Raw genomic sequence first — 23,094 nt, 5'->3', positions numbered from 1 at the left:
GCGCTCTCGAATGCTGGCTGCTGCCGAAAACTTTGGGCCTTTTCGGGACGGTCGAGCTGCCAGCGGTGGGGGCTTGCGTGCGTTGCATGGGGGCGAAGGCGACGCTACTGGCGCACGCGGACAGAGACGTGGCCTCGGCGCGCAGGCCATTGGCGAGCTGGTAAGCGAGTGCACGTCGGCGGTTCGTCCGGGTGCTCCCGGGCTCGGGCAGTCAAGACTTGCTGGCCCTTCGATGCAGTCTGCCCCTGGCTGGACGCGGTGACCGGATGCATGCGCCCTGGCGTCGGGCTGATGTCTCTTGCCCCCTGCCGTCTCAGGCTGTCCCTAGACTGTGATCAGCAACGTGGCAAACGGTACTGGGGGCAGCAGACATGGATGAGACAGAACGCAGGGCCGCGACGGCCCCCATCCGAATTCACCAGGTCCGCACTGCGCTTCTGAAGCAGTATCAGGGACTCATCTACGATGCAGACCTCAAGGGATATGACCAGAAGGGCTATGAGCAGCGCTTCCTCTCTCGGGCGCTGACGGCTGCTGCCGTGCGGGAGGTGACGGGTTGCGATCATAAGACCGCTGGCGCTTCTGTCATCGACGGTGAAGACGACCAAGGCATTGACGGGGTAGCCGTCACCGAAGGCACACAAGAGGTCTGGCTCGTTCAGGCCAAGTGGAGTGATGACGGGAAGGGCAAGCTCGACACCAATGCGGCGCACAAGCTCATCGCTGGCCTTCGCCTCATCGAGCAGCGGAGTTTCGACCGCTTCAACGAGCGGCTTGAGCCGATCGCTGCTCGAGTCAATGCTGCGATGCACGATGCCCGTCTCAAAGTGACCCTGGTCATCGCCGTCATGGGTATGGGGACGCTCAGCAAGGAGACCGCAAACGTTCTTGACGACGCCCGGCGAGAGTTCAATGGTCTTGGCCCGGTCCTTGAGTACCGTGTGGTCCACGCTGCGGACATCCTGCGTCAGATCCGTGAGGACCTGGCCCCCGACCCTGTGCGGGTGACCGTGCGGATGACGAACTGGATCCGGCGGAACACACCGCTCGTCGCCTACCAAGGAACCGTCCCGGCGAGCAACGTCGCTGACTGGTATCAGGAGCATGAAAGCCGGCTGTACGAGCAGAACCTGCGTCAATCTCTCGGTACGACCCGCGTGAATTCAGGCATGCTTGGCACCCTGGTTGACGAGCCGGAGAACTTCTGGCTCTTCAACAACGGAGTGACGGTGCTGTGTGATCGACTGGAGGAGAAATGGCCGGGACGCCGTCGTCCGGACGAGCCCGTGCATCTGCACCTCTCTGGGGTCAGCGTCGTAAACGGTGCACAGACTGTCGCGGCCGCCCACCGTGCCACGAAGACAGCTCCAGATGCGGTCGAAGATGCCGAAGTTACGGTCAAGGTGATCGTCGTCGACAAAGGCATGCCAGATCTCGCGCAGCGGATCACCGAGACGACGAATACGCAGAACCACGTGGAACAGCGCGACTTCATCGCCCTGGACGAGGTGCAGGCGATGATCCGTGAGGACTTCATGCTGTCCCTGCAAAGGTCCTATGTGTTCAAGCGTGGTGAGCCTGACCCGGCGCCCGACGAGGGTTGCTCTGTGGTGCACGCTGCCATCGCCCTGGCTTGTGCGCACCGCAACACTGAGCTCGCCGTACGAGCAAAGCGGGACACTGACCTTCTCTGGGAGCGCGGAAGTGGAGGCGCCTACCCTCGCCTTTTTGGGGAGCGGCCGGGAGCCTTCCAGATCTGGCGCTCTGTACTCGTGCACCGCGCGGTGGGTACTGCCCTCAACGAGGAACGCAAGAGGTTCCAGAAGCGAGCGGCCGACGTGAGTCAGCGAGGTGACCTGCTCGTCACGCATCTGGTCTTTCAGCTTCTTGATCAGGACCGCATCGATGATCCGGAGTACGACTGGGACGTGGCCCTTCGTGAGGTTCCCTCACTCACCAATCGCGTCCTGTCCTGGCTAATCCACCACATCGACTCCGAGTACGGACAGACCTCCTTCCTCAGTGGGACGCTCACTGACGCCGGGCGCTGCAAACGCCTCGCGGAGCTGGTGCTGCGTGACGCCCAGCGCGAAGGAGTCATCCCCGACCTGCCGGCCGTCTATAGCGCCACCAGGGGCAGCAATCGCAAGCCGCGCCGCCCTAACGCTGTACCCACCCTGGTGGACTACGGAAGGATCGCGGACGGGACGCCGGTTCGCCTGCGTTTGTCGAACAAACCTGAGATCGACGCGCTCACCCCGTGGCTTGCCGAGGACCCCAGACGTGGTCAGGCAACCTGGGTAAACGACCGAACGCGGTGCCTCGTGTGGGCGGTTGACGGGCGCGCTTACTCTCCGACGCGCTTGGTCCTGAACTTGTACGAGTTTGCGGGCTGGGACGAAGCTCCTGTGGCTGTCCAGGGACCTGCACGTTGGACGCTGGACGGTGTTGCGACTCTCTCGGAGCGAGCGCGGGCATTGCTTGACGAGCAGGCCGAACAGGAGTGAGCGTCTGTCCCTTGAGGGCAGCCACTGAGCGTAGGTGCGTCATGGCTGCTTACTCACGCCATGGCGGACGCCAGTCCAGCTTCGGACCGTCAACTGTGCCGACCTCGGCGCGATGAGAAGGTGTTAGCGCGCCGTCAGGCATGCCCCCAAGACGTGATGGGGCACCCGAGCAGTGCGACGAGGCCCGGCACCAGCACGGGTGCCGGGCCTCGTCGCGTTCGTCAGTCGACGAGGTAGTGGGCCTCGATGTAGGCGACGGTGGAGTCGTACGGTTCCCCGACGGGCTTCAACATGTACCGGCGGAAGACCGCGGCTGTGGCGCGCCGGGCGCCCCGATTGCGGGCGTCCGCGTTGTCCCATGCCTGGGCGAGGGTGCGAGTGACCACTTGGTCGATCTCTTCGGCCAGGTTCCTCTCCGTGACCGTGAGTCCAGACGGCGCGTGATCGAGGATGATCCGTGACAGCACGCCCACATGGTCGTCGTCGAGCACGACTGCTTCGTCAGGGTGCTTCTCGGCATTCACGATGGCGCGGGCGATCCGAAGTGCCTCGGACAGGAACTCCAGGGCGTCCTGTGCGTTCTGGATGATCCGATCCCGCAGCTGCTTGATCCGCTCCGCAAGGGCCGTGTACTTCGCGGACCCCGGTTCGACGCCCTTGTCGAGGGCGGCCTTGATGTGATCCAGGATTTCCGCCGCGGATGGTGGCCTCTTGTCCTCGCCGCCGTCCTTGGTGGACTTGGGGCGGACGAGGGTCAGCAGCTCCTTGAGTATGGCGATGCCCTGGGCGTCCAGGACGAGGGCCTCCTCCTGGGAGGCGACCACGGAGAAGGAGTGGACGTGGGCGTTGATGATCTCCAGGACCATCGGCCCCAGCTCGGCCAGCCGTTCCTTCCTTTCCTCGTCGGACGACTTCTTGAACAGGGTCGTGTAGACGGATCCGAACAGCGCGAAGCCGTCCCGATACTTGGCGACCCGCTTGTCGGTGTTGATGAGCGGGTACAGGCGGGCCAGGAGTCGGTAGTCCTTGGAGAACACCTCGGCGGCGCCCGGGTTGGAGTCCAGGAAAACGTTGATGGCTCGCACGGACTCGTATCCGTGGACCGCGAGGTCCAGATCGTCCACGTCTACGAAGAGGTCTTCGATCCGGGCGAAGACGGTGCGGAATTCGGCGACCAGCTCAGACAGGTCGGTGACGAACCCGCCACCCTTGCCGGCCCCCGTCGCGGTGGGGTCGGCAACGGCCCGCTGGACTTCTTCGGCCAGGCCGATGTAGTCGACGACCACGCCCGAGGTCTTCACGAACCCGGTCGGGGACACCCAGGTGCGGTTCGGACGGGTGATCGTCTGGAACAAGGTGTGGGCCTTCAGTGGCTTGTCCAGGTACAGGACGCCCTCGTTGGGGGCGTCGAACCCAGTCATCAGCTTCGCGGTCACCACCAGGAAGCACAGCGGGTCGTCGGCGGCGAGGAACCGGCGCTTCTGCTCCTCCTCCTCGGTCTCCGAGAGCTGGTACGGCCGCATAGCGGGGTCTTCGTCCTTGGAATCCGAGACGGAGATGTTCACCTCGGCGGTGATCCGCTCATGCTTCCCGACCTCGGCGAGCACCTGCGACGCCTCGAAGCCCGCCAGCAGCTCGTTGATCTTGTCCGTGTACGCCACGGCCAGCTCGCGGTTGAAGGCGACGACCTGGGCTTTGAGGCCGTTGCGGTACGCGCCGGCCAGGTAGTGGTCCACGATGTCCTGGCAGACCGCTTGGATGCGGTTGGGGTTGGCGAACACCGAGGTGAGCCGCCCGAACTTGCGGGACAGGGTTTCACGGTCGGGATCGTCGAGGTCGAAGTCGTCTGCGAACTGGTCGAACTCGGCCTGCAACGCCTGGTCGTCTATCTCGAACGAGACGGGGTGCGGGTCCAGCATGACCGGGACGGTCGCCTCGTCCAGCAGAGACCGGGACACCGAGTAACGGTGCAGCACCCTGCCCGGGTCGGCCTCCTCACCGAAGAGGGCGAAGGTGTCGGTGGCGAGGTTTCTGATGGGGGTGCCGGTCATGCCGAAGAACTTCGCGTGCGGCAGCGCTGCGCGCATCTGGCCGGCCAGGGACTTCGACTTGGCGGACTGTGTGCGGTGTGCCTCGTCGATCAGCACGATGATGTTGTCTCGGGTGGACAGGTTCTTGCCGGCGTCGGCGAACTTGTGGACGGTCGTGGAGATGACGCCGCGCACATCGTCGGCCAGCAGGGCACGCAGTTCGGCGCTGGTCGCGGGCTTGTGGAAGTAGGCGTCCCCCATCGCGGAGGTGAATACCCCAGAGGTCTGCCGCACGAGCTGGGTCCGGTCCGAGAGCAGGATGATCGTGGGAGACTCGGTTCGGGTGTCGGCCAGCAGCAGCGAGGCGGCGAACACCATTAGCAGGGTTTTCCCAGACCCTTGGTGGTGCCAGACCAGTCCCTTGGACCCGCCCTCCAGGACCCGATCGTGGATCAGGTGCGCGGCCTCCATCTGCGGATAGCGGGGAAGGTACTTCTTGTCCGCCCCGCCCCCGGAGGTGTCGAAGAGAGCGAAGTTGGCAAGCATGTCCAGGACCGTCGCCGGGTTGAGCAGCAGCTGTACGGAGCGCTGCACGTCAGCCTGTCCGGACAGGTTCTCGTCGTCGGCGGTAGACCGGAACGGCTGCCACAGGTTCGTGGGAGCGCGAACGGCACCGAACCGCAGCTTCAGCCCATCGGAAGCGACGGCGAAGACGTTGGGGGTGAAGAACCATGGGTACTCGGTGGCGTACACGTCGTTGATCTCGCGGGCGGCGTCGGCCCACCCAGACTTCGCGGTCGGGGACTTCACCTCGACCACTACCAGGGGCAGGCCGTTGACCCAGTACACGAGGTCGAACCGGCGGGAGGTCTTGCCGGGGACGGTTATGGTCACCTCGTCCGACACGACCAGTGAGTTGGCAGTCGGACGCTCGAAGTCGATGACCTTCAGGGGATGCCACACACCGTCGGCATCCCGGAACTCCTTATGTCCGCGCAGCAGGCGCAGCACCTGCTCGTTGGCACGAACCAGTCCGCCTTCGACGGCGTTGACGGTGGAGATGATCTCGTCGACCACCGCGTTCACGTCGAATCCGTCGATCACTTCGGGATTTAACCGGATTATAGTGTCCCGCAACTGACTGTTAATTACCGTCTGTGTCGTCTCGCGCAGTAGCGACCTGCCCGCTACGAAGTCCCAGCCCATTGGGAGGGACCACTGGATCATCAGGTTTTGGAACTCACGCTCCCGAATTCCTTTCGCCACGGCTCAGACCTCCAACTCGGGGGATTCGATGTCGATGGTGCGGTCCAACAGCCCTGACAGCAACCCTGCCCGAACCGTGCCGAGCCTGGCGGCCTCGGCTCGGATCGCAGCGATCTGACCCTCAATCGCATCCAGAGCCTCCGCTGCCTGCTCTTGCTCACGCCGGGACGGAACGGGAAGCACCACCGACAGGAGCTGGTCAGGATTGAGGCGCTTACGGCGCTGCACGGTGCCGACGACCCTGCTCTGCATCTCAACCCACAGGCGAGGTGTCCGACAGACGTGCTTCATCCACCCCGGGACGATGTCACTGGCAAGGGTGAAGGTCGGGAACTCATTGCTCGCCACGAAGCCGTCGAACTCCGCAGGGACCACGGTGATCGGCCCCTCCCAAGCAGTCAGCTTCCGCATCACCACCTGGTTCTCCCGAAGGACATTCATAGCGGCGTACTCGGTGTCTGCCCCGTCGAATTCATCCTTGTCTACGAGTCCCTTGCCGGCGTTGAGCACTCCAGCGAGGTGGTAGGTCGTCCCCGATTCCATCGGTGTTCGTGTGATGTCGAGGTGCATTACCTCGCCGAGAGGCCGCGACTCGGCCTCATCGCCCTGAGAGGTACGCCAGAGCAGAGATGCCGCGGCCCGATACACACCTTGCAGTGCCACAGCCTCAGCTTCGAGCGCGGTGATCTGGCCGTCGACAGCACCGATGACTTCGACGATCCGCTCCTGCAACGGCATTGGCGGCAAGGCAACGCTAATCTCGTAAGCCCGGCTGCGGGTCAGACCAGGAACGCCGGTCTGGGTGGCGAGCTCTGTCAACTTTGCGTTGACGAGTAGGAGGTGGGCGAACTCCATTCCAATCTGGGCGGAGTTCTTGACCGAAACGTAGAAAGCGGTGTCGATAGGGGAAAAGTCGCCTTGGCTGAAGTTGACAGTGCCTGAGGAGCCCGTCCCCTTCCGTCCAACGATGACGCCAGGTCCCTTCACTAGTGGCTGAGAGTGATAACCGACGATGCCGTTGCTCCCGTAAACGGGGAATCCTTGACCGTCTCGAGCCTTCTCGGGTAGCGGCTTGCCGTACTCAAGGGTCAGCAACTCACCGACCGTCGTCTGCCACCAGTCACTCATCGAAGCCCTCGATTCCAGCGTCGGCGAGAACGGCGAGCATGCGCTGCTCGGTCTTCTGGCGCTCAGCGCGGGCGATGTTGTAGGCATCGATGAGGGTGCCGAGGTCTTCCTGCTCGGCGGCGGCCTGCTTGACGTACCGCCCGATGTTGAGGTCGTACCCGCTCGCCGCGATCTCCATGGTGGGGACGAACCGAGCCGAAAGGCCGGCCTCTACGACGGGGTCGACCGGGTTGCCGCCGGCGTCGAACTTTGAGTGGTAGGCAGCCACCGTGTCAGCGATGTCCGCCGCGGCCAGGATGTTGCGGTTCTTAGCCTTGGAGAACCGCGTGGAAGCGTCAATGAACAGCACGCCGCCCTGACGCTCCGGGGCCTTGGTGCCGGGGGCACGGAACACGAGGATGCAGGTCGGGATCGTCGTGCTGTAGAAGAGGTTCGAGGGTAGCCCGATCACGGCTTCCAGGAGGTCGTCGTCCAGGACGCGCTGACGGATGGCTGCTTCCTGGCCGCCGCGGAAAAGGACGCCGTGGGGCAGGACGACGCCGGCACGCCCCTTCTTCGGGTCCATGCTGGCGATCATGTGCTGCACGAACGCCCAGTCCGCCGACGACTGCGGGGCGACCCCGCCGATGGCACGCGGGTCGTTGCTCCAAGGCTTCCACTTCAGGCTGTAGGGCGGGTTAGCGAGGATCACGTCGAACTGCGCGACCGTGCCGTCCGGCTTCGTGAAGCGCGGGTCCTTCAGGGTGTCGCCGACCTCGACTTTGAACTGGGTGAGGTTGTGCATGAAGAGGTTCATGCGTGCCACACCCGCAGTGTCCGGTACGGACTCCTGCCCGTGCAGCTTGAGGGTGTAGCCACGCCCACCGTGGGCCTTCAGCAGGCTCGCGGAGGCGATGAGCATGCCGCCCGACCCGCAGGTTGGGTCGTACACCGACTCGAAGCTCTTGGGCTCCAGAACCTCGACGATCAGCTCGACGACCTCGCGCGGAGTGAAGAACTGGCCGGCGCGGGTGCCGGACCCGTCGGAGAACCGCTTCAGCAGGTATTCGTACGCTCCACCGAGCACGTCATGGGACATGTTGCCCTCGTGCATCTTCGGAGTGCGGTCCATCGCCTGCATGACCGCAGCCAACACCTCCCCCGCCAACACCTCTTCGGAGGCCCAGGCCATGGATCCGAACAGGCGGGAGAACTTGTCAGGGTTGGCCGTCTCGATGGCCTGCAGGGAGGCGCGGACCCGCTGCCCCAAGCCGGGCTGGGTGACGGTGGCCAGGATGGACGACCAGGAGGCACGGCGCTCGGCGACGGTGCCAGGGTGGATGGAGGGGATCTTGAACGTCTGGTAGGTGCGGTACTCGACCTCGTTGGCTTCCTCGGCTGAGAGGCCGAGGTCCTCGTTCTCCTCGAGGAAGGTCTGGTGGTTGTGCTCCCAGGTGTCCGACAGGTACTTCCAGAACATCAGAGGGAAGACGACCGAGGAGTATTGCGCCTCGGGCATCGCCACGCGCAGCTCGTCGGCTGCGTCCCACAAGCGGTTCTCGATCTCCTGCTGGGTCACTGCCATCAGTCGGGGGTGTCCTTGTTCGTCAAAGGGCGGCGGCCGAGGGCCGTGGTAGTCCCTCTGTCCACCCAGTGCTGGCGTGCTCGGCATGTACATGCCGAGCACGCCAGCACTGGGTGGACACGCGCGGGGCGTCGCATGCCTGTGTGGGCGACTCGCCAACGATATCCCTCCCCAGGGCCATGAAATTCGGCAAGCGGCCCGAGCGAACGACGCGGCCAGCAGTGGGTGGACGACCCTGCTTGTTGATCTTTCCCGCTCCAGCGCGCTGCCGGTCCGCTCCCCCATGACATCGACCTGATCACCATCCGCGGTGGTCATGCGGGCTGTGCCGCCGCCCGCACGGCCACTGGCGTAGGCATGCCCAGCATGTCTGGGCAACGGGTTCACTCCATGGCAGGCCGAGAGGGTCCATTGCGTCTCATGCCGTCCCGTCGCCGGTTGGCGGTCATTGCGCTCACCTTGCGGCCGATCTCTCGATTGCGGAACGGAACCAGCCCACTGTCGCCGCGATTCCCTTCTGGATCGGCGGTGGTGTCACCGTGGGGAACAGTGCTTTTAGGCGTGCACTGTCCGCCTGAGAGTGGGGGACGTCACCGGCGCGTGGGGCTTTATTCTCCCGGTCGACGAGCTGGCCGGTCGCCGACTCGATCTCCTGGATCAGGGCCAGCAGCGAGATGCGGCTTCCGAAGGCGAGGTTCACCGGGCGGGGGTCCATGACCCGGTGGAGGAGGGCGTCGGTGAGGACGTCGCAGACCGTGCCCACGTACGTGAAGTCGCGCGTCTGGGTGCCGTCGCCGTGGATGGTCACCGGCTCGCCTGCGAGGGTGGCGCTGATCCACTTCGGGATGACGGCGGCGTAGGCGTGGTCGGCGCGCTGGCCGGGGCCGTAGACATTGAAGAAGCGGAAGGGGAGGACCGGCAGGTCGAAGCTGTGGTGGTAGGCGCTCAGGTACGCCTCCGTCGTGAGCTTGGTGACCGCGTACGGGCTCATCGGGGCGGATGCGAGGTCCTCGTGTTTCGGCAGATGGGGGTTGGCGCCGTAGACGGAGGACGAGGAGGCGGCGATCACGTGCGGGCCGCCGGCGCGGCGGGCGGCTTCGAGGACCTGGAGGGTGCCGGTCGCGTTGGCGTGGTGGCTGGCCAGGGGGTCTCGCAGGGAGCGCGGTACGGAGGGGAGCGCGGCCAGGTGGACGACGGCGTCGGCGCCGCGGAACGCCCGGTCGAGGAGGGCGGCGTCCTGGACGTCGCCCTCGAAGAACTCCACGTCGAGGCCGGCGAGGTTCGCCTTGTCCCCGGTGGAGAGGTTGTCGACGACCCGGAGTCGGGAGACCTGGGGCTGTTCGGTCAGGGCGCGGACGAGGTTGCTGCCGATGAATCCGGCGCCGCCGGTGATCACGATCTTCACGATGGTTCCCTTCGGAGAGATCAGAGAGAGTCGACGTGGGCGCCGGTGAGCCGGCGGCGGCAGTCGAGGATGTACGGGGAGTGCGCGCTGATCAGGGGATAGTCGAAGGCGTCGTGGTCCGCGAGAAGGACTACGGCGTCGGTCGTCGCGAGCAGGTCGGAGGTCACCTCGACCCGCCGGAGGCCCTCCAGACCGGCGGCGCGGGGGTGGGCGTCGTCCAGGACGTGGGGGTCGGCGGCCTGGACCTCGGCGCCCATACCGGTGAGGAGTTCGGCGATGCGGGCCGCCGGCGTCTCGCGGGCGTCCCCGGTGTTGGCCTTGTACGCCAGGCCGAGCAGCAGGATCCGGGAGTCCTTGAGCGGCTTCCCGTGTTCGTTGAGGCCCGCCACGAGACGCCGCACCACGTAGTCGGGCATGTGGTTGTTCACGTCGTTCGCCAGCTCGACGAAGCGGAAGTTCTGTCCCAGGGTCCGTTCGACCCGCCACGAGAGGTAGGAGGGGTCGACGGGCAGGCAGTGGCCTCCGACCCCGGGGCCGGGGGCGAAGCGCATGAACCCGAAAGGTTTGGTCGACGCGGCGTCGATGGCTGCCCAGACGTCGATGCCCAGGTCGTGGGCGAAGATCGCCAGCTCGTTGGCGAGGGCGATGTTCACGTGCCGGAAGGTGTTCTCAAGGAGCTTGGTCAGCTCCGCTTCCTTGCAACTGGCCACGGGCACGACCGTGTCCACGAGGGAGGCGTAGAAGTCGCGGACCGACTCCAAGGAGGACGGGGTGATGCCGGAGACGACCTTGGGCGTGTTCTCCAGCCTCCAGGTGGGATTCCCGGGGTCGATGCGCTCCGGGCTGTACCCGAGGTGGAAGTCCCGGCCGGCGGTCAGACCGGAGCCTCGTTCCAGGAGCGGGCGGAACACCTCCTCGGTCGTCCCGGGGTACGTGGTCGACTCCAGGACGACGGTCGCTCCACGGGTGAGGTGACGGCTGAGCGTCCGTGCCGCATCCTCGACGTGCGACAGGTCCGGCGCGCCGTCGTGCAGTGGCGTCGGGACGGTGACGACCGCCACGTCGAACCCGGCGCAGTCGGCAGGGTCGACGGTCGGCCGGTAGACGCCGGCGGCGAGGAGCGGTGCCAGCCGCTTGTCCGAGACGTCCTCGACGTACGACTCGCCGAGCACGAGCCGCTTGATCCGGCCGGCGTCAACGTCGAGGCCGACGACGCTGTGCCCCATCTCGGCGGCTCGCACCGCGAGCGGGAGCCCGACGTACCCCTGCCCGACGATGACGACGCGGAGTCGACGGGGCTCGTGGTTCCTGGTCATGCGGTCCACCTCGCTGTGGTTCGGGATCGGGACTGGGGTGGTGGGGGCGTACTCGCAGTGCGAGATCCGGCATGGGCGGTGGCCGTAAGATGGGGAGCGCCTCGGCCGTCCGGGACTCGCTTGGCCGCCTGTCCCGGACGGCCGAGTGCTTTTCGGGCGCGATAGGAAGGGGCGGGAAAACCCACCGGCTGGCCCCATCCCCGGTTCGATACGATGACGGTGGCTTGCAGTCCCGTTCCGTCACCATGAGTGACGCCGACGTGCGATCGGAGTGATCGCGTCGGCTGCGGCCTCCCGACCTGGGCCCGCCGTGGCAGCGCCACCGGCGCCGTACGTACGAAATGGAGCATCCAAGGATGGCTCGACACCTGGTAACCAGCGCGCTTCCCTACATCAACGGGATCAAGCACCTGGGCAACATGGTCGGGTCGATGCTTCCGGCGGACGTGTACTCCAGGTACCTCCGCCAGCGTGGCCACGACGTCCTCTACATCTGCGCCACCGACGAGCACGGCACGCCGGCCGAGCTGGCAGCCAAGGAGGCCGGGCTGACGGTTGCCGAGTTCTGCGCGCAGGCCCACGACGCGCAGAAGGCCGTGTACGACGGCTTCGAGCTCGCCTTCGACTACTTCGGGCGCAGCTCCTCGCAGCAGAACGTCGAGATCACCCAGCACTTCGCGCGGAAGCTGAACGAGAACGGCTTCATTGAGGAGCGGGCGATCCGCCAGGTCTACTCGCCGGTCGATGGCCGCTTCCTGCCGGACCGGTACGTCGAGGGCACCTGCCCGCACTGCGGCTACGACAAGGCCCGCGGTGACCAGTGCGAGAACTGCACCCGTGTCCTGGACCCGACCGACCTGATCAACCCGCGCTCGGCGATCAGCGGTTCCACGGACCTGGAGGTCCGCGAGACCAAGCACCTCTTCCTGCTGCAGTCGAAGCTCCAGCACGAGGTCGAGGAGTGGATCGCCACCGTCAGCGACCAGTGGCCGCACCTGTCCACGTCCATCGCCCGCAAGTGGTTGACCGAGGGCCTGAACGACCGCGCCATCACCCGCGACCTCGACTGGGGCGTGCCGGTCCCGGCCGACACCTGGCCGGAGCTCGCGGCCGAGGGCAAGGTCTTCTACGTCTGGTTCGACGCCCCGATCGAGTACATCGGCGCGACGAAGGAGTGGGCGGACGCCGCCTCCGACGGTGAGACCCGCGACTGGAAGTCGTGGTGGTACGAGGCCGACGACACCGTCCGGTACACGCAGTTCATGGCCAAGGACAACGTCCCCTTCCACACGGTGATGTTCCCGGCCACCGAGCTCGGCGTGCGCGAGCCCTGGAAGAAGGTCGACGTCGTCAAGGGCTTCAACTGGCTGACGTTCTACGGCGGCAAGTTCTCCACCTCCCAGAAGCGCGGCGTCTTTACCGACGCGGCCCTGGAGATCCTGCCCGGCGACTACTGGCGCTACTTCCTGATCGCCAACGCCCCCGAGTCGGACGACTCCTCCTTCACGTGGGAGCACTTCACCGCCACGGTGAACAAGGACCTGGCGGACACCCTCGGCAACTTCGTCAACCGCGTGCTGTCCTTCTCCCGCAAGCGGTTCGGTGACGACGTCCCGGCCGGCCACGAAGCCGGCGAGGCGGAGACCAAGCTGGGCGAGGAGATCGCGCGTCTGCTCGGCGAGTACGAGGAGCAGATGGAGGCCCTGCAGTTCCGCAAGGCCGCCGCCGCCCTGCGTGCGCTGTGGTCCGCGGGCAACTCCTACCTGGAGGAGAAGGCCCCCTGGCTGGAGATCAAGACCGACCCCGAGGGCGCGGCGCTGACCCTGCGCACGGCGATGAACCTGATCCACCTGTACGCGGTCGTCTCCGAGCCGTTCATCCCGACCTCGTCGGCAGCCATGCGCGGGGCCTTCGCCCTGGAGAACGACACCGCGACCTGGGTGACCGCGGAGCAGGCCAGGTCCCTGGACACCGTCCCGGCCGGCACCGCGTTCACGGTGCCGCCGGTGCTCTTCGCGAAGATCACGGAGGAGGACCTGGAGTCCTACCGTGAGCGCTTCGGCGGCGCCCCGGAGGCCTGACAGACATCCCCGCACCCGTACCGTCCCGACTCTCATCGGGCGGTACGGGAGTGGAGGAAGACGGGCAGGTCCGCGGGCGAGACGTTCATGAGCCGCACGCGAGGAACCGGGCCGCCGATCTCCACGCACGTGACCCCGGCGGACCCGGGCACGTGCTGGAGATACCGGTCGAAGCCGTTCCCGGTGAGCCACAGCAGCAGGCAGGCGATGCCCCCACCGTGCCCGACGAGGACGGTGGTTCGCCGCTCGCCGGAACAGACCTCGTCCCAGAGATCCACGTAGCGGGTCTGGACATCCTCCGACGACTCGCCGCCCGGCGTGCGGAGCCGGTGGATCGGCACGCCGTGGCGAGCGGCCTCGGCGGCGGCGAGTTCCCTGGGCTGGCCCCCGAGGTGACCGCTGTCCTTGGCGGCCAGACGCTCGTCGACGCGGACGTCTGCCGGGGCGAGCGCGGCGGTGAGGAGCTCGGCCGACTCCCGGCAACGGGACATCGGGCTGACGAGCAGCTGATCCACGGTGACCCCGGCCGCCGCGAGGCAGGCACCGACCCACCGTATGTCGGCACGCCCGCGCTCGCTGAGCCGGCCGCCGACCGCGCGGCCCTGGTGGATGCCCTGGAGGTTCTCCTCCGTCTCGCCGTGCTTGACCAGGTAGATGCGCTGGGTGTTCATGGCGTCGTGTCCCTTCACTCCGGTCAGTCCCAGTGGCGGACGTCGACGCGTGCGGAGACGGCGGCGGCGACCTCGTCGTGCTCGGCCCGGCTCATGGCGGGGAAGCGGTCGTGGTGCCACTCGACGTAGAGGACGGAGACGAGGTCGATCGTCCCGTCGACGAGCAGCTTCCTGAGCACGGGGTACTCGGCGCCCTCGATGTCCATCTTCACGACGACGTGGTCCTCCGGCGTGGCGGTCCGGCGGAGCCAGGTGCTGAAGTCCACCGCCGGCACGGCGACGGGGGAGCTGTAGTCGATCTGCTGGTCGTATACGGGCGGTACCCGCTTGCCGGGCATCACGGTGGAGCTCTCGTGGTGGCCGAGGAAGAGGTCGATCGTGCCGTCCTCGGTCCACACCGCACTGGGGGAGACCTCGACCAGGCCGGCGTGCTGGGCCTGCTCCACGTTCGCCGTGATGGAGGGGAGCAGGGACGGGTTGGGCTCGAAGGCGTAGAAGTCGTGGTCCGGGAGCTCGTGAATGAAGCGCCTCAGCACGATTCCGAGGTTGGCGCCGCAGTCGACGAAGATCTTGCGCATGTGAGTCAGTCCTCCAGGTGGGTCATCGGAGCGCTGAGGTCGATCTCCCGTACGACGCGATCGGCGAGCAGGACGAAGTCGCCGGTCTGGGGGAGGTAGCAGCGCTCCTCGTAGCGGATGGTGATGCGGCGGACGGGTTCCTCGCCGCGGTAGGCGGGCAGATCGCCCCACCGGTAGAGCTGGCCCCCGGGCGCCTTGAGGCGCCGTAGCCACAGGGGCAGGGGGCTCTTCCGAGCACCGGCGTTGAGCCGGGTGAACATGGCGGTCAGGAAGGCGACGTGCTCGGCCGAGCGTTCCTCGTCCCTGTGCGTTCGGCCGTACATCTGCTTGAGCGTGTGCAGCTGGTCCCGGTCCCGGCCGGCCTGGACGAGGAGATCGCGGATCCGCCGGTCCCAGACGATTCCGAGGTGTCCGTGGAGGACGGGCTCGTCCGTCAGGAAGTAGCCCTCCACGCGACCGAACTCGCGCTCGTACGGGCACATGTAGTCGTTGTAGAGCCCCCGCGTCGCGCCGGACACGGTCTCCACCTGCCAGTGGACGCGGGCGGTGAAGGGCGTGTCCCACCACCCCAGATGCCAGGGCTGCCACAGCAGGTCGGCGGTGCTGAGCAGGATCACGGTGAGCGCCACCAGTGCGGCGGGCCACCCGAAGGCCGTGTTGTACCCCGTGTCGGGAAGCAACCCAAAGGTCGTCGCGAGTCCGATGTTGGCGGCGATGTTCTCCCAGAAGAGGATGCCGGAGGCGAGGGCGACGGCGAGGTTGAAGAGTGCGGTCGTCACCAGGACCGCGATCAGCAGTCGGCGGTCGAGAAAGGCGACCAGCCCGGCGGCCTCCACGACCATCGTGAGGATGTTGACGGGGCGGTCCACGACCCTCGCCCGGTGCAGAAGCCGAGACACCTTCCCGGACGGGAGGAAGCGCGCCCAGCCCCAGGAGTACGCCGAGGCCATGAGGTAGTGCGTGCGGTTGTGCCAAGCCCAGGACCAGGGGCGCGGCCCCAGACGTGCTTTGCTCCAGGTCGGCTTGACGTAGTGGGACAGCGAGACACAGCCGAGCACCAGTACCAGGCCCGCCGTGGAGTCGGACGGGGGCGGGGTGAGGACCGCGGTCACGAGGAACCAGGCGAGGTACCCCTTCAGCAGCCTCACCGACATCATCGCGTGGTGCTGCCAGCCACGCAGCCTGCCGCAGAACACGGCGATCCACGCCAGCAGGGCGGGAGCCCAGAGGCAGGACGCGACGGCGAGGAGCAGGAGGATCAGCTTGTCCCGACGCTGGGGACCGATGGGCAGCGTGACGTCGTAGTCGCTCGTGGCGCCTCGCCAGGTGAGGAGGGCGATCACGGAGACGACGAACCAGCGCAGCTGCTCGGGGAGAGGCGACGGACGGAGAGCCAAGGGGGCGATGACCGCGACGGCCGTACCCATGGCCAGTGGCGTGGGGCGCCGAGCGAGAGCCCGTACCGCGGGGGAGACCCCGAATCGGTAGCAGGTCACCGCGGCGGCCACGACCGCCGCGGTCACCACGTAGGAAGGAACTGGGGGAGTCGGCATGTCGACTACCCCGCGATCGGCGCGGGCATCGGCCGGTCGCCGGCTGGCAGGCTCTCCAGGTACGAGGCGATCCGTTCCCGGGGATCGGCTGCGAGGTACAGGTCGCGGTGGCGTACGACGTTGTCGCGGAGCACCGGCCGCCTCGCGAGGAAGTCGAGGACGGTTCGCCGCTCGACGCGCGGGGCGGCAGTGCCCAGCCCGGCCTCGTCGACGACCTTGGCGCACCAGTGCTGGTCGTAGGTCGGCAACGGGACGAGGTGGACCGGTTTGCCGAGGACGAGGGCCTCGCTGATCAGGTTGAAGCCCGCGTTGGAGAAGATGGCCTCGGAACGGGCCATGTCCGCGATGAACGCCTCGCGGTCGAAGGCGCGTATCTCGATTCGGGTGTCGGAGTACCCACGCAGCGACTTCAGCTCCCTCGGCTGTGCGTAGATCCGCAGCGTGCGGTCTGGTACGGACTGGCGGAAGACCGAGGCCAGTTCACGGACGGACTCCTCCGGACCGTAGTCGAAGTAGCGGGAGAAGTAGGCCGTGGCGAGGGGCTCGGTGGTGACCGGCGCCGACCTGACTAGGTCGGGGACGACCGGGGATATGAACTCCACCCTCTGGTCCTCGGCACCCAGAGGGACGTAGGAGCAGACGAACGACCGGTCCACGCGGGGTGCGAAGTACCGCAGTCGCTGTTCGTCGGCCGTTCGGGCGTACCGGCCGACGGTGGGGAGGTCGAGGTGGCGGTACTTGCTCTGCTGGTCGATGGAGACGAGCGGTCGACCGAAGTGGTAGGCGAGCCGCGGGGTGTTGGGCTCGTAGTCGGTGACGAACACGTCCGGGACGCCGCTGTTCCTGACGGCCCTGCGCAGCCGGAGATGACGGAGGAGACCTCCGGGCGCCTGCCGGATGTTCGCGCGTACGGCGTCGCGAGCGTGGATCCGGTCGTCGCGCGCGAGCAGCGTCGGCATCCAGGCGTCCCAGGCGGGGAAGCCGAGGTCCCTGAAGTACTCGACCCTGCCCTGGCCGTTGGTGACGATCCGGACCCGATGTCCGCGGTCGCGGAGGTACTGGGCGACCACGCTCTGCCGGACGGTGTGTCCCATTCCGATGCCGTTGACACCGATGATGACGTCGAGCGGTCGTACGTTGCTGGTTCCGTTTCCGGGCACGACGATCCCATCCCTTCGGTCAGGAGAGCCGGGTGATGACGTTGCGGGTGACTGCGACGACCTGGGGATCGGTCGCCAGGAGGCGCGCCCAGTCGGTGGTGGCGGCCGTGAAGACCGTGCCGCCGGTGGTGAAGACGCCGAGCGTGGCGGCCCGGGGGTCGGGCATCGGCTCCCGGGCGGCGAAGTTCCAGTCAGAGGGGAGCTCGGCGATGCCGAGGATCTCGAAGTCCTTCGGCGTTCCGTCCTGGCCGGTGGGGCGCGGTCGGCCGGTGGCGTCGTATTCGAACGCCGCGCCGTCGCACTCGTAGCCGATCAGTGCCCCGCCCTGTCCCAGGCTGTCTCCGGTCCTGAGCTCCGTGCCGGCGAAGGCCCAGTGGCCGGCGTCGGTGACGACGAAGCCCTGGGAAGCGCGGGTGCCTTCCCAGTGGCCACCGCCGTTGCGGTAGCTCACGCCCAGGAGGGTGTTCTCCGGCTCCGACTCCCACCAGTGGTCCGGGCACCCGTAGGAGCTGTCAGGGTCGGTGCCAGCGGGCGCTCCGGGCGGGAGCTTGTCGCAGGACAGACCGGTTCCGCCCGGGGTGACGTCGACACGCCACCAGCAGGTGTTGGCACCGAAGTTGGCGATGTGGCCGCCGGCGTCCCGGAAGGCGGTCACGTGGCGTCGGAGGTCGGTGCTCCAGTACTCGTCGTGACCGGCGGCGACCAGGAGGCGGTATCCATCGTGCAGGAACAGCCCCTCGTGGAGGTCCAGGTCGGTGCAGTAGTCGGCCTCGATCCGGTTCCGCTCCATCCAGGCGATGAAGGGGGCGTCCCAGTGGGCGAACGTCTGCCGGGGCGATGACGGGTCGTACGCGTCCGGCAGGCCCTTCACGGGCCCGCCGACACCACCCCCGGGACGGCGCGTCGTGACCTGGGCGGCGCTGTAGAGGCTGCCGCCGCCCGCCGTGTTGTACGCCTGGTATGTGAAGGTCGGGATCTTGTACAGGATCCTGCGGCCGGAGGGCGCGGAGGGGGTGACAACCAGGAGGATGCGTGCCTCGCGGGCGTCCAACGGCGGTATGCCGGACCCGCGCTCCGTGCTCAGCACCGCGACGTAGACACCGGACCGCCACTCCGGGGGCACGAGGAACTCGTACGCGGGCCACTGCCAGTCCTCGTCGAAGTTTCCAGGAGACGCGGCACGGCCGGGCCACTCGACGTGCCCCGCGTGCTGCGGCTCAGCTCCCCACCGGTAGAAGTCGACGTGGAAGCGGGGCGCGGTGACGGAGATGTGCAGACGTACCACCTCGCCGGCCCGGACGCTGGGCCGGGCCGCGTAGCCGTTGACGGTGGTCACGAGCCCTCCTTGGCGCGGGCCACGCCGGCGAGGTGGAACGGGTCGATCGCCTCGACGCGGGCGTCCCAACCCAGACCGCTCAGCTGGGAGGTGAGGTCGGTGGAGTCTCGGAGCACCTTCACGGTCATGTGACGGGAGCCGTCAGAGAGGGTGCGATGGACGGTCGGCACGGACGCCGCTCCTGCCTGGTCCTCGATCTCAGCCTTCGCCGGCGAGTCGTCGAGGAACACCACGCGACCGCCGGGCACCAGAGCCCACCTGAGCAGGTTCCAGAACGCTTCCATCTCCACCGGCGGCACGTGGCTGAGCCAGAACGCGAAGAACACCGTGTCGTACTGGCGGTCCGGCTCCCAGCCGAAGACGTCGGCTTCGATGAAGCGGGTCTCGGTTCCTCGCATACGGTCGCGGGCCCGGCGGAGCATCTCCGGCGCCGCGTCCAGCGCGGTCAGGCTGCGGGCCCGACGAGAGAGCAGCCGGGTCCACTGGCCCGTGCCGCAGGCGATCTCCAGGACGTCACCGCCGACCGGCAGCGAGTCCAGGGCCTTCGCGAGCCGCGGCATGTCCATGCGGGTGCCGTAGGTGGCGTCGTACTCGTCGGCTCGCGCCCGGTAGTAGGCGATCTGCCCTCCGGACCAGTCGCCCGGATCGCCCTGTCGTTCTTCCGTTCCGGTCACGCTGTGACCACCCCTCTCGACTGCCCACGGAGCCGTGGTGCTCCGTGCCGAGAAGACTGCCGAGCGGCGCTGGTCAGCGGGCTGTCGTGGTGTCGCACCCGCGGTGCAGCGCCGCCGCTGTCCGGGGCGACGGGTGTGCCTCGGTCGGACCTGGCCGGAATGGCCCGGGTGCTGCATCCGTGCTGAACTCCCGTCGCAGCGAAGGCCCTACGCCGCTGGTCAGGCCGCCCTACCCTGTTACCGTCGTCGGTGTCGGTCGAAGGAGCTCAGGTGGCCACGGTGCAGCGCTGGACCGGACGGGAGGCGCGTGCTCTGCGGCTCGCGACGCGGCGGAGCGTGCGTGGCTTCGCGTCCTACCTCGGCGTCAGCGACCGGACGGTGTCCAGCTGGGAGGCCCGGGGCGAGGAGATCGTCGTCGCACCGGACTCCCAGGCGTTACTCGACACGGCGTTGGAACGGAGCGACGCGGAGGTGCGGCAGCGCTTCTGGGACTCCGTCGGTGCTCCGACGCCCGAGGTCGCGCCGGCGCCGGACGAATACCGCCCCATACCCGTTCCGGAGCCCGGCTTGGTGCACAGGTCCGAAGATCTCGAAGGACTCGTCTCCGTACTCCGTGAGGCGGCGCAGGACGACACCGTCGCCACGGTCGCTCTGTGCGGCCCCGGCGGGTTCGGAAAGACGACGCTGGCCACGCAGGTGTGCCACGACCCGCGTGTACGGGACTCCTTCTCGGAGATCCTCTGGGTGGAGACCGGCGAGGGATGCACGGCCGCCAGGGTCGTCGAGCTGATCTCCGACCTGTGCGTCCACCTCGACGGCAACCGTCCATCGCTTGCCGATCCGGAACAAGCCGGCTTCCACCTCGCCCGCCTGCTCCAGGGACGACGTGCGCTCCTCGTCGTCGACAACGTCTGGTCCGCCACTGACCTCGGCCCCTTCCTGCTCGGCGGCGAGGACTGTGTACGGCTCGTGACCACGCGGAACGTGCGCGTCTGCCCCAGCTCCGCCCGAGTCGTGCGCCTGGGGCCCATGGCCCCGGGGGAGATCCGCGAGCTGCTCGTCCGCAACGTCGGTGCCCTCGGCGATGCCGAGGCCGCGCGCCTCGCAGGCGTGTGCGGGGGCTGGCCGCTCCTCGCGTCGATCGTCGGCGCGAACGTCTCTCAGGAGGTCGGTTTCGGTGCCCCGGCCGACCGCGCCGTCACGGAGACGAACGCGGCGATCCGCGCGTACGGCCCGCAGGCTTTCGACGTCTGGGACTCCGACCAGCGCAAGAACGCCATCGGGCAGGCGCTCGAATCCAGCCTCCGCAGTCTCGCGGAGAGCGTCTCGATCGCCGGCCGCACGGACCTGCGAGACCGGTACCTGTCCCTGGCGGTGTTTCCTCCATCGGTGCCGATCCCCATGTCGGTCCTCACCCACTGGTGGGGCACCGCGAACGGGTGGGCCCCTCACGTGGTGCGCCAGTTCTGCCGGGTGCTGTCCGACCGGTCCCTGATCGGCGCCTACCTCGCCGACCGGAACGCCATCGTGCTGCACGACGTGTTCCGGTCCTATCTGCGCCATCTGATCGGCGACCAGTGGGCGACCCTTCACCGGTCCCTGATCGAGGCGTACCGGCAGAGCACGGACGGTGCCTGGGAAACGCTCGCTGATAGCGAGGGATACCTGTGGCGTCACCTCCCCTACCACCTGCGTGAGGCGAGCCTCGACGCCGAGCTCGTCAGCCTGCTGGCCTCGCCGACGTACGTCATGCGCAAGGTCGCGCTGGTCGGGCACCAGTCGTTGACCGCGGACGCCGCCGTGCTCGACGCCATGCCCGAGCGCCACGATGCCGGCCACCCGCAGCACCAGGTGTGGGCCACCGCCCGGGCCCTGACCGGTGCCGGGTATCTGCTGAACGGGCTGGAGAGCCCGGCCGACATCGCCTCGACCCTCTCGATCGTGCTGCGGCGGGCATCCACACCCGAGGCCCCCCGAACCTTGGAAGGCGCTGCGGGGGAGGGAACGGTGCTCGCCCCGCGGTGGCTGTTGCCGCCCCCTGAGGTGAGCTCCGAGGCGGTGACGGAGCGCGGCCACATCGGTGCGGTCGTAAGCGTTTCCGCCGTCCGCGACCTCGTGGCATCAGGCGGCGAGGACGGGGTGGTCAGGCTGTGGAACCTGAACACGGGCAGGCTCCTCCGAGCCCACGAAGCCCATACCGGATGGGTGTTCGCAACTGCGCTCTCTGGGGACGGGATGGTTCTCGCCTCAGCGGGGGACGACGGAGCGATCCGCCTGTGGCGCACGGACACCGGCGAACCCGTCGGGGTGCTGCCCGGGCACAACCGCCGCATCCGCAGCCTCGCCTTCTCCTCAGCCGACCCGGTCCTCGTCTCCGGTGCCGAGGACGGAGCCGTATGCGCGTGGGACCTGGAGCGGCTGGTGCTCCTGCGTACGATGCGGGCCGCCGGCACCCCCGTCTGGTCCGTGGCGATCGGCGGGGACTCCGACTCGCTCGTGGCCGTGGCCGGAGAGGACGAGTTCGTCCGGCTCTTCGACCTGCGCACCGGCCGCCTCCTCGACGAACGTGCGGAACACCAGGATTGGGTCCGTTCCGTGTCCTTCGCCCCCGGCTCCTCCCTCTTGGCCTCGGGGTCTGGTGACCGTTCCGCAGCTTTGTGGGACACGGCCGACGGAAAACTCGCGCTCGTCCGCCGGATCACCAGCCTCAAGGCGCGCGTGCGCGCCGTCGCCTTGTCCCCGCATGACGACGTCCTCGTCGCCGCGACCGAGGAGCCGAGGATCCAGGCGTTCTCGGCGGAGACGCCCGTAGGTGAGACGCAGCTCCCGCGGGGCGTCGACTGGGTGCGCTCACTCGCCAGAACGGGTGACGGCACCGTGGTCGCCGGGTGCGAGGACGGCGCTGTCCGTGTCTGGGCCGTGGGAAAGGGCAGGCTCAGGACCCTGGTCGGTGGCTCGAACACCGTGTGGTCCACGCAGTTCGCGGCCGGCGGACGTACCGCTGTGGTCGGTGACGGGGACGGCGGCGTCGCCGTCGTCGACACAGCGACGGCGGCGGTCGGCCGGCGGCTGCCCGCCGCCCATGGACGCGTCTGGTCCCTGGCCTGCGGCGAGGAGCACGTCGCCGCGGCTTGCGGCGACGGGGCGGTCAGGGTCTGGTCACTGCCTGACCCGGCCTGGTCGCTCACCCTGAACCAGGACACTCCGCGAACGTGGGCTGTGGCGATGGCCCGTTCGACGCCTCGTATCGCTGCGAGCACGGGTGACGGACACATCCGGTGCTGGGATCTCCCCACGGGGACGCTGTTGTGGACTCAGGACGTGCACGCCGGTCGGCTGCGGTCGCTCTCGTTCGACGACAGCGGAGACGTCCTGGTTGCCTGCGGTGGTGACGGCTCGGTGCGCGTGTGGCACGCGCCTACAGGGGATTTCAGGAGCCGGTTCAGCAGCCCCAGCGGGTGGGCCCGTGCCGTCACCGTGGACGGTCCAGGCGACCGCGTGGCGGTCGGGTCGGGAACCGGAGACATCGCGGTACGACATCTGGGGACGGACCGGTTTACCTCCCACCTCTCCGGTCACACGGGCCGCATCCTCATGCTGGGCTTCATGCGCGACGAGGACCGCCTCGTGTCAGCTGCGGCGGACGGGACGGTGCGCGTGTGGTCGCTCGACGAGCAGCGGCAGATCGCCGAGGTCCGAGTGGACGCCTCACTGCACTGCGCGGCCTTCGAGCCGGCGACGGGTGAGGTGCTGGTCGGGAGCGCGGCTGGCGTCGTGGCCCTGGGGATCATGGACACGTGAGCGACATGCGAAGGGCTTTGGACA

The 23,094-nt window shown here is 67.8% G+C and carries 14 protein-coding genes; 3 read left to right on the top strand and 11 right to left on the bottom strand.

Annotated features, from left to right (window positions below):
• Window positions 1-371: 371 nt before the first annotated feature.
• On the top strand, window positions 372-2,507 hold the full coding sequence (locus tag IE237_RS26380) for an AIPR family protein (RefSeq protein WP_189804612.1): 2,136 nt from the start codon (window positions 372-374) through the stop codon (window positions 2,505-2,507).
• Between the two features lie 221 nt (window positions 2,508-2,728).
• Here the strand turns inward: IE237_RS26380 and IE237_RS26375 are convergent, their stop codons facing one another.
• From IE237_RS26375 to IE237_RS26355, 5 genes are all read right to left on the bottom strand, one after another.
• Entirely contained in the window at window positions 2,729-5,803 is a 3,075-nt protein-coding gene (locus IE237_RS26375; protein ID WP_189804611.1) for a type I restriction endonuclease subunit R, read from the bottom strand.
• Between the two features lie 3 nt (window positions 5,804-5,806).
• Window positions 5,807-6,931: a restriction endonuclease subunit S gene (locus IE237_RS26370; RefSeq protein ID WP_189804610.1), complete on the bottom strand. Its 1,125-nt coding sequence runs from the start codon at window positions 6,929-6,931 to the stop codon at window positions 5,807-5,809.
• The gene (locus tag IE237_RS26365) at window positions 6,924-8,495 is read right to left on the bottom strand and encodes a type I restriction-modification system subunit M (protein WP_189804609.1); all 1,572 of its coding nucleotides are present in this window, start codon (window positions 8,493-8,495) and stop codon (window positions 6,924-6,926) included. The genes IE237_RS26370 and IE237_RS26365 overlap by 8 nt, the downstream gene beginning before the upstream one ends.
• Before the next feature lie 454 nt (window positions 8,496-8,949).
• Window positions 8,950-9,900, bottom strand: a complete 951-nt coding sequence (locus tag IE237_RS26360) for an NAD-dependent epimerase/dehydratase family protein (protein ID WP_189804608.1) — start codon at window positions 9,898-9,900, stop codon at window positions 8,950-8,952.
• A gap of 20 nt (window positions 9,901-9,920) precedes the next feature.
• Window positions 9,921-11,216, bottom strand: a complete 1,296-nt coding sequence (locus IE237_RS26355) for a nucleotide sugar dehydrogenase (protein ID WP_189804607.1) — start codon at window positions 11,214-11,216, stop codon at window positions 9,921-9,923.
• A gap of 356 nt (window positions 11,217-11,572) precedes the next feature.
• Between IE237_RS26355 and metG the strand changes: the two genes are divergently transcribed.
• A complete protein-coding gene (gene metG / locus IE237_RS26350; RefSeq protein WP_189804606.1) occupies window positions 11,573-13,297 on the top strand; it encodes a methionine--tRNA ligase in 1,725 nt (574 codons plus the stop codon).
• A 32-nt stretch (window positions 13,298-13,329) separates the two neighbouring features.
• Here metG and IE237_RS26345 read toward each other — a convergent pair whose 3' ends face one another.
• The 6 genes from IE237_RS26345 to IE237_RS26320 are packed head-to-tail and all read right to left on the bottom strand — an operon-like array spanning window position 13,330 to window position 19,269.
• The gene (locus tag IE237_RS26345; protein ID WP_189804605.1) at window positions 13,330-13,968 is read right to left on the bottom strand and encodes a histidine phosphatase family protein; all 639 of its coding nucleotides are present in this window, start codon (window positions 13,966-13,968) and stop codon (window positions 13,330-13,332) included.
• A gap of 23 nt (window positions 13,969-13,991) precedes the next feature.
• Window positions 13,992-14,546 (bottom strand): FkbM family methyltransferase, encoded by a 555-nt coding sequence (locus IE237_RS26340; RefSeq protein ID WP_189804604.1) that lies wholly within the window; start codon window positions 14,544-14,546, stop codon window positions 13,992-13,994.
• Between the two features lie 5 nt (window positions 14,547-14,551).
• Entirely contained in the window at window positions 14,552-16,099 is a 1,548-nt protein-coding gene (locus IE237_RS26335; RefSeq protein WP_189804603.1) for a hypothetical protein, read from the bottom strand.
• A 5-nt stretch (window positions 16,100-16,104) separates the two neighbouring features.
• Window positions 16,105-17,259, bottom strand: a complete 1,155-nt coding sequence (locus IE237_RS26330) for a glycosyltransferase family protein (RefSeq protein ID WP_189804602.1) — start codon at window positions 17,257-17,259, stop codon at window positions 16,105-16,107.
• A gap of 19 nt (window positions 17,260-17,278) precedes the next feature.
• Complete coding sequence (locus IE237_RS26325) at window positions 17,279-18,595, bottom strand: N,N-dimethylformamidase beta subunit family domain-containing protein (RefSeq protein WP_189804601.1); 1,317 nt, start codon at window positions 18,593-18,595, stop codon at window positions 17,279-17,281.
• Complete coding sequence (locus tag IE237_RS26320) at window positions 18,592-19,269, bottom strand: class I SAM-dependent methyltransferase (RefSeq protein WP_189804600.1); 678 nt, start codon at window positions 19,267-19,269, stop codon at window positions 18,592-18,594. Before IE237_RS26320 ends, IE237_RS26325 begins: the two co-directional genes overlap by 4 nt.
• Window positions 19,270-19,539: 270 nt before the next feature.
• On the opposite strand from IE237_RS26320, the gene IE237_RS26315 reads away from it, so the two are divergent.
• On the top strand, window positions 19,540-23,070 hold the full coding sequence (locus IE237_RS26315; protein ID WP_189804599.1) for an NB-ARC domain-containing protein: 3,531 nt from the start codon (window positions 19,540-19,542) through the stop codon (window positions 23,068-23,070).
• Window positions 23,071-23,094: the final 24 nt, after the last annotated feature.

Source organism: Streptomyces tanashiensis, from assembly GCF_014648895.1.
GTDB lineage: Bacteria > Actinomycetota > Actinomycetes > Streptomycetales > Streptomycetaceae > Streptomyces > Streptomyces tanashiensis.
Note: the sequence above shows the minus strand (reverse complement) of the source record. Positions and strands in the feature narration are given on the sequence as shown.